Annotated in this window: 1 protein-coding gene and 1 pseudogene; one reads left to right on the top strand and one right to left on the bottom strand. The window is 54.8% G+C overall.

Features of this window, described 5'->3' with window-relative positions; all coding sequences use genetic code 11:
- Nucleotides 1–282: pseudogene (locus BGIM_RS66870) on the top strand (GP88 family protein); the annotation flags it as partial.
- Nucleotides 283–325: 43 nt separating this feature from the next.
- Here the strand turns inward: BGIM_RS66870 and BGIM_RS48020 are convergent.
- On the bottom strand, nt 326–571 hold a 246-nt coding region (locus BGIM_RS48020), incomplete at its 5' end, for a GAF domain-containing protein (protein WP_040887502.1).

Here is a 571-nt window from a genome sequence, read left to right as displayed (position 1 = left end):
ATTGCAGAGGTGTTGGAGAAAATGGCCGCACTGAAGCAAGTCCGTGGATGGCACGGCATTGATTCTGAAACGGGAACGCCTCAAAACGTCCCCAAAGGAATCCGTACTGCTTACCTACAAGTCGATGAAGACACGCCGCCGGAACAAGCCGACCTTGTGTTTCGAGTGCGAAGGTTACGAAAACTTCCTCGTCCTCGGATCGGGTTAACCGTTCTGCCGATATGTCCGAACGAAAGTGACAAGGAAATCAGTTCTGGTGCTTGCACCCGTTGTTTTTCCTGATTGAAAAGCCTTTCAAGGTTTCGCCCTTGGGGCTTTTCTGCGTTCACAGGGCTTTGCGGCGTGGTGTGTACGTCACCTTGTCATACTTCTCGATCAGCGGCGCGACGGCCTCCATCAATTCAACGTGCCCGTCTGGCACAGGCATCGGCTTGAAGTCGAAGTGACACAGCGTCCCGAATATCTTCCCTTCCTTGTCCATCAGCGGCACGCCGCAGTATGCCTGCACGGCCTCCCGTGAGGGATGGCCGATGACGCGATCATCGTTCAGAGCGTCGGTGATGTGGAACGG

This window comes from Zavarzinella formosa DSM 19928 (assembly GCF_000255705.1).
GTDB classification, from domain to species: Bacteria; Planctomycetota; Planctomycetia; order Gemmatales; family Gemmataceae; genus Zavarzinella; species Zavarzinella formosa.
The sequence above is the reverse complement of the archived record's forward strand: the minus strand, read 5'-3'. Positions and strand labels throughout refer to the sequence as shown.